Genomic DNA, 6,474 nt, shown 5'->3' with positions numbered 1-6,474 from the left:
CCCGTGATAGGTGACTACACACCAGCACCCCACCACCACCCCCCCCCCCCCCCCCCCCCCCCCCCCCCCCCCCCCCCCCCCCCCCCCCCCCCCCCCCCCCCCCCCCCCCCCCCCCCCCCCCCCCAGGACGGCGCTCACTAGGCTCGGCGCCGTGGCCCGCCTGCTCGTCGTCGTCCCGTCCGACACCGACCCGCCGACGAGGCTGGGGGAGTGGCTGCGGAACGCCGGGCTGGAGCTCGACGAGCGGCGGCGGTCCCGTGGGGAGCCGCTGCCGGCGGACCTGATCGGCGTCGACGGGTTGCTGGTCCTGGGCGGGCCGCAGTCCTCGCTGGACCCCGCGGAGGTCTCCCCGGAGCTCACCGGCGTCCGGCACCTGCTGGCCCAGGCGCTGGCCGCCGACCTGCCGACGCTGGCCATCTGCCTGGGTGCCCAGCTGCTCGCCCAGGTCGGCGGCGGCAGCACCCGGGTGGGCGCCGGCGGGCCGGAGGTCGGCGCCACGCTCGTGGCCAAGCGGGACGCCGCCGACGCGGACCCGCTGTTCGGCCCGCTGCCGCTGTCGCCGGACGTGCTGCAGTGGCACCACGACGAGATCGACGCCCTGCCTCCCGGCGCGACGCTGCTGGCCAGCAACCCCGCCTACCCGCACCAGGCCTACCGGGTCGGGCAGCACGTGTACGGGCTGCAGTTCCACATCGAGCCCGACGAGGCGGTGCTGCGCCAGTGGGCCGGCTCCGACCCGGTCGGGCTGGCCAGCAGCGGCACCGACGTCGCGACCGTCTGCGCCCGCGCCGCCGCGGTGCTGCCCGACGTCGCGGAGGTGTGGGCGCCGTTCGCCGGCCGGTTCGCCGCCCTGGTCGAGGAGCACGCCCGGACCCGTCGCGCACCGGCCGGGGGCTGACGGTGACCGCCGTGCAGCCGGAGGACGGGATCCCCCGGCGCGCTCTCGTCCGGCTGGCCCGCCTGGGGTTCGACGACGGCGAGCGCGCCGCCCGGCTCCTGTCGGACCCGGCGCTGGGCCTGTGGGACCTGGACCGCAACGAGCCCGCCGATCCCGAGGCCGCCCCGGTGGTCTCCGCCCTGGCCCGTGCCGGCGACCCCGACCTGGCGCTGCGGTCGCTGAGCCGGCTGGTCGAGGCGCTGGACGGGATCGACCCCGACGGCGAGGCCGCCGCCGCGCTGCTCGCCCGGCTGCGGGGCTCGGCGCTGGTCCGCACCCGGCTGCTCGGGGTGCTCGGCGCCTCCGCGGGGCTCGGCGACCACCTGGCCGCCCAGCCCGCCGACTGGGTGGTGCTCGACACCGAGGACCGCTGGGGCGCCCGGCCCAGCCCGCAAGAGCTGGAGCAGCAGCTGCTGTTCGCCGTCGGCGCCGACCCGGACGACCCGCCGTGGGGCGTCGGACTGGGCAGCGCCGCACCGGACGCCGATCCGGCCCGCATCCGCGACCTGCACAACGCCTACCTCCGTGCCGTCCTCTCCCTCGCCGGCCGGGACATCGCCGACGGCCTGCCCGCCGACGAGGTGGCCGGGGAGCTCGCCGACATCGCCGCAGCGGTGCTCACCGCCGGGCTCGCGCTGGCCGTGGCCGAGCAGCCGCCGGGGTCGGCGCCCTGCCGGCTGGCGGTGATCGCGCTGGGCAAGACCGGCGGGCGGGAGCTCAACTACGTCAGCGACGTCGACGTCGTCTTCGTCGCCGAGCCGCTGGCCGACGCGCCCGGGGACGCCGACGAGGCGGCCGCCCTGGCCACCGCGACCCGGGTCGCCGGTGCGCTGATGCGGATCTGCGGTGAGGCGGCGTGGGAGGTCGACGCGGCGCTGCGCCCCGAGGGCAAGGCCGGCGTGCTGGTGCGCACCCTGGCCGGGCACCGGGCCTACTACGAGAAGTGGGCGAGCACCTGGGAGTTCCAGGCGCTGCTGAAGATGCGCCCGGTCGCCGGCGACCCGGCGCTGGGCCGGGAGTACGTCGACGCGCTCTGGCCGCTGGTGTGGAAGGCCGGTGACCGACCCGGGTTCGTCGGGGAGATCCAGGCGATGCGCCGCCGGGTCGAGCAGCACATCCCCGCGGCCCAGGCCGACCGGGAGCTGAAGCTGGGCCGTGGCGGGCTGCGCGACGTCGAGTTCAGCGTCCAGCTGCTGCAGCTGGTGCACGGCCGAGCCGACGTCACCCTGCGCGTGGGCGGCACCATCCCGGCGCTGACCGTGCTCGGCGCCGGTGGGTACATCGGCCGCGAGGACGCGGCGACCCTGGTCTCGGCCTACCGGTTCCTGCGCACCGTCGAGCACCGGCTGCAGTTGCTGCGGCTGCGCCGCACCCACCTGATCCCGGTCGCCGGCGACCAGCTGCGCTGGCTGGCCCGGTCGCTGGGCTACAAGCCCGACGACCGCGGCGACTCGGTGGCGGTGCTCCGCGCCGAGCTCACGCTGCACACCCGGGTGGTGCGCCGGCTGCACGAGAAGCTCTTCTACCGGCCGCTGCTGTCCTCGGTGGCGAAGGTCCCCGGCGAGCAGCTGCAACTGGGGTCGAAGGCAGCGGGGGAGTGGCTGCGGGCACTGGGCTTCGCCGATCCGGACGGCGCGCTGCGGCACATGGGTGCGCTGACCGGCGGCCTGAGCCGCTCGGCCTCCATGCAGCGCTACCTGCTGCCGGTGCTGCTGCAGACCTTCGCCTCCTGCGCCGACCCCGACGCCGGCCTGCTGGCCTACCGGCGGGTCAGCGAGGCGCTCGGGCACGACCAGTGGTTCCTCCGGCTGCTGCGCGACGAGGGGCGCACCGCCGAGCGGCTGGCGGTGCTCCTGGGCTCCAGCCAGTACATCGCCGGGCTGCTCACCCGCACCCCGGAGGCCATGCGCACCCTGGCCGACGACGCCCAGCTGGAGCCGCGCGGCGCCGACGTGCTCACCACCGCCTGGCGGCAGGCGGTGTCCCGGGCCGGTGACGCCGCCGCCGGCATGCAGGTGCTCCGCGCGCTGCGCCGGCAGGAGCTGCTGCGCATCGCATGCGCGGACCTGCTGGGCCGGCTCGACGTCGTCCGGGTCGGGCAGGCGCTGCACGCCGTCGCCGTCGCCACCCTGCGCGCCGGGCTGGACGCCGCGGTGCGCAGCTGGGCCGCCGAGACCGGGACCACCCCGGCCGACGTGCCGGTCGACCTCGCGGTCATCGGCATGGGCCGCCTGGGCGGGGCGGAGATGGGCTACGGCTCGGACGCCGACGTGCTGTTCGTGCACCGGGTGCGGCCCGGCGCCGACCAGGCGAAGGCGACCTCCGCGGCGAACAGCGTCGCGCACACCCTGCGCCGGCTGCTCGGTGAGCCGGCTCCGGACCCCGCCTTCGAGGTGGACGCCGACCTGCGTCCGGAGGGGCGGCAGGGCGCGCTGTCGCGCAGCCTCTCGGCGTTCGCCGAGTACTACCAGCGCTGGGTCTCGACCTGGGAGGTGCAGGCGCTGCTGCGCGCCGACCCGGTGGCCGGCGACGAGGAGCTGGGGCGGGAGTTCGTCCGCCTGATCGATCCGCTGCGCTACCCGGCCGCGGGGCTCAGCAGCGAGCAGATCGCGGAGATCCGCCGGATCAAGGCGCGGGTGGACAGCGAACGGCTGCCCCGCGGCGCGGACCCCGCCACGCACACCAAGCTGGGTCGCGGTGGGCTGGCCGACGTCGAGTGGACCGTGCAGCTCCTCCAGCTGGAGCACGCCGCGGCCCACCCGCAGCTCCGGGTGACCTCCACGGTGGCGGCGCTGGGTGCCCTCGCCGACGCCGGGCTGCTCGCCGAGGACCAGCGGACCGCCCTGCAGACGGCGTGGGAGCTGGCCAGCCGGGCCCGCAACGCCGTCTTCCTGGTGCGGGGGCGCCCAGGGGACCAGCTGCCCCGGCAGGGACTGGAGCTGGGCGGGGTGGCGCGCGCCTGCGGCTACGGCCCCGACGTCGACCCCGGCCAGTTCCTCGACGACTACCGGCGGGTCACCCGGCACGCGCGCACCGTCGTCGACGCCGTCTTCTACGGCCGCACCGAGGAGGCCTGATCGCCGTGTACGTGCCCGCCGCCTTCGCCGCGCGCGACGACGCCGTCGCCGCGCTGCTGGCCGCGCCCGGCGCCGTCGACCTGGTCAGCGCCACCCCGGCGGGGCTGACCGCCACGACCCTGCCGATGGTCCACGACCCGGCGAGCGGCACGCTGCGAGGGCACCTCGCGCGGAACAACCCCCAGTGGCGGGAGACGGTGGGGGAGGTGCTGGTCATCGTCCGCGGGTCGGACGCCTACGTCTCGCCGTCCTGGTACGCAGCCAAGGCCGAGCACGGCCGCGTGGTGCCGACCTGGGACTACGTCGTCGCGCACGTGCACGGCGAGCTGGTGGTGCACGAGGACCCGGCCTGGCTCGCCGCGCACGTGGCGGCGCTAACCGACGCCCACGAGGGGGGCCGCGCCGAGCCGTGGGCGGTCGGCGACGCGCCGGAGCGGTTCGTCGCCGGCCAGCTGCGCGCCATCGTCGGGATGGAGGTCCGCATCGCCCGCGTCGAGGCGAAGTGGAAGCTCTCGCAGAACCGGTCGGCCGCCGACGTCGCCGGGGTGGTCGCCGGTCTGCGGGCCGACGGTGCCCGGGCGACGGCCGACGCGGTCGCCGCCGCCCGCCCGGGAGACCGGGGTTGAGCGGCGCGGCGCCCGGGAACCAGCCACCGGTGCCTCCCGAGATCCCGGCCCAGCGCCCTGCTGGCGACTCCGCCACCGACGCCCCCGTCCATACCGACGTCTCCGACGCCACCGACGCCACCGACGTCTCCGACGCCACCGACGTCTCCGACGCCACCGTGCGCGACCTGCCGCCGGCCGACGAGCCGACCGCGACCATCACGCCCTACCGCGACGGCCCGCTGGTGGTGCGCGGCGACTTCCGCCTGGTCGACACCGACGGCAACGAGATCGACCCCGGCCGGAAGACGGTGGCGCTGTGCCGGTGCGGGAAGTCCGGGATCAAGCCGTTCTGCGACGGCACGCACAAGCGGTCCGGCTTCCACGCCGCCAGCGCGCCCGCCCGGCCCCGCCCGGCGGCGCGCATCGTCGCCGAGGCGCGCGACAACCGCGGCTGAGCCGGCTGGACCGGGCCGGGCCACCGCGCGTTCACCGGCCGGTCACCGGGCGCTGGCCCGCCGCGGTCAGGGTGGGCGCGATCCCGCCCCGACCGCAGAAGGTGGCCCGTGCTCCGTCGCCCGCTCCGCCCCGTCCGTGCCGCCGTCCCCGCCGTGGTGACCGCCGGCCTGCTGACCGCCGTCCTCACCGCCGGCACGGCGTCGGCAGCCACCCCGCCGACGTTCCAGCCCCTGGCGACCTTCCCGGTCGCCGGTGAGGTCGCCGAGATCATCTCGGCCACCCCGGACGGCCGGACCGTCGTCTACACCGACTCCGAGCTGGGCCAGGTCGGCCTGGTCGACCTCAGCCGGCCGACCGCGCCCCGCCAGCTCGGCGCGATCGACGTGGGCGGCTCGCCGACCTCGGTCACGGTGATGTCCAACGCGCGGTACGCCCTCGTCGCCGTCGACACCACCACCGACCTGACCCGGCCCTCGGGACACCTGGCGGTGATCGACCTGCCGCGGCGGGAGGTGGTCCGCACCATCGACCTGGGTGGGCAGCCCGACTCGATCGACGTCGGGCCCAGCGGGGTCTTCGCGGCCATCGCCATCGAGAACCAGCGCGACGAGGACCTGCACGTCGACGGCGTCGAGGGCGGCCTGCCGCAGCTGTCGGCCGGCTACCTGTCCGTGGTCGACCTGCGCGGACCGGTGTCGGCGTGGACCGCCGGGCGGGTGGAGCTCACCGGCCTGCCGGGCATGGCCTTCCCCACCGATCCGGAGCCGGAGTTCGTCGACGTCGACGGCCGGGACATCGCGGCGGTGACGCTGCAGGAGAACAACGCGATCGCGCTGGTCGACCTGGCCCGCCGGCGGGTCGTGCACTCCTTCTCCGCCGGCACGGTCACCCGCGCCGACGCCGACACCGCCGACGACGGCACCGTCGCCTTCGACGACCCGCTCGTGGCGCCGCGGGAGCCGGACGCGGTCCAGTGGACGCTGCGCGGCGAGCTGGTCACCGCCGACGAGGGCGACCTGTTCGCCGACTCCGCCGGCGGCCGCGGGTGGACCGTCTTCGGCCAGGACGGCACGGTCCGCTGGACCAGCGGCGGTTCCGCTGAGCAGGCGCTGGCGGCCGAGGGGCGCTACCCCGACGGGCGCAGCGACGACAAGGGCGCGGAGTTCGAGGGCGTCGAGGTCTCGCGCATGCGCGGCACCGACTACGCGTTCATCGGCTCCGAGCGCGGCGACGCCGTGCTGGTCTACGACATCGGCCGCTCGGCCACCCCGCGGCTGCTCCAGGTGCTGCCCACCGGGGAGGCGCCCGAGGGCCTGCTCGCCATCGAGTCGCGGGAGCTCTTCGTGACCAGCGACGAGGACGACGGCACCCTGTCGGTCTTCGGCCTGCGCTGAGA

The 6,474-nt window shown here is 76.8% G+C and carries 5 protein-coding genes; all 5 read left to right on the top strand.

Annotated features, from left to right (window positions below; genetic code table 11):
- The first annotated feature begins 151 nt into the window (after window positions 1-151).
- Complete coding sequence (locus ACI783_RS02145; protein WP_457138916.1) at window positions 152-898, top strand: type 1 glutamine amidotransferase; 747 nt, start codon at window positions 152-154, stop codon at window positions 896-898.
- Window positions 899-900: 2 nt separating this feature from the next.
- On the top strand, window positions 901-4,014 hold the full coding sequence (locus ACI783_RS02140) for a bifunctional [glutamine synthetase] adenylyltransferase/[glutamine synthetase]-adenylyl-L-tyrosine phosphorylase (RefSeq protein ID WP_457138915.1): 3,114 nt from the start codon (window positions 901-903) through the stop codon (window positions 4,012-4,014).
- A 5-nt stretch (window positions 4,015-4,019) separates the two neighbouring features.
- Window positions 4,020-4,640, top strand: coding sequence for an FMN-binding negative transcriptional regulator (locus ACI783_RS02135; protein WP_457138914.1), 621 nt, complete (start codon window positions 4,020-4,022; stop codon window positions 4,638-4,640).
- 29 nt (window positions 4,641-4,669) lie between these two features.
- The gene (locus ACI783_RS02130) at window positions 4,670-5,077 is read left to right on the top strand and encodes a CDGSH iron-sulfur domain-containing protein (RefSeq protein WP_457138913.1); all 408 of its coding nucleotides are present in this window, start codon (window positions 4,670-4,672) and stop codon (window positions 5,075-5,077) included.
- 108 nt (window positions 5,078-5,185) lie between these two features.
- Complete coding sequence (locus ACI783_RS02125; protein ID WP_457138912.1) at window positions 5,186-6,472, top strand: hypothetical protein; 1,287 nt, start codon at window positions 5,186-5,188, stop codon at window positions 6,470-6,472.
- Window positions 6,473-6,474: the final 2 nt, after the last annotated feature.

Source organism: Modestobacter sp. SYSU DS0511 (genome assembly GCF_054050755.1).
This window is presented reverse-complemented; position numbering and strand designations above follow the sequence as displayed.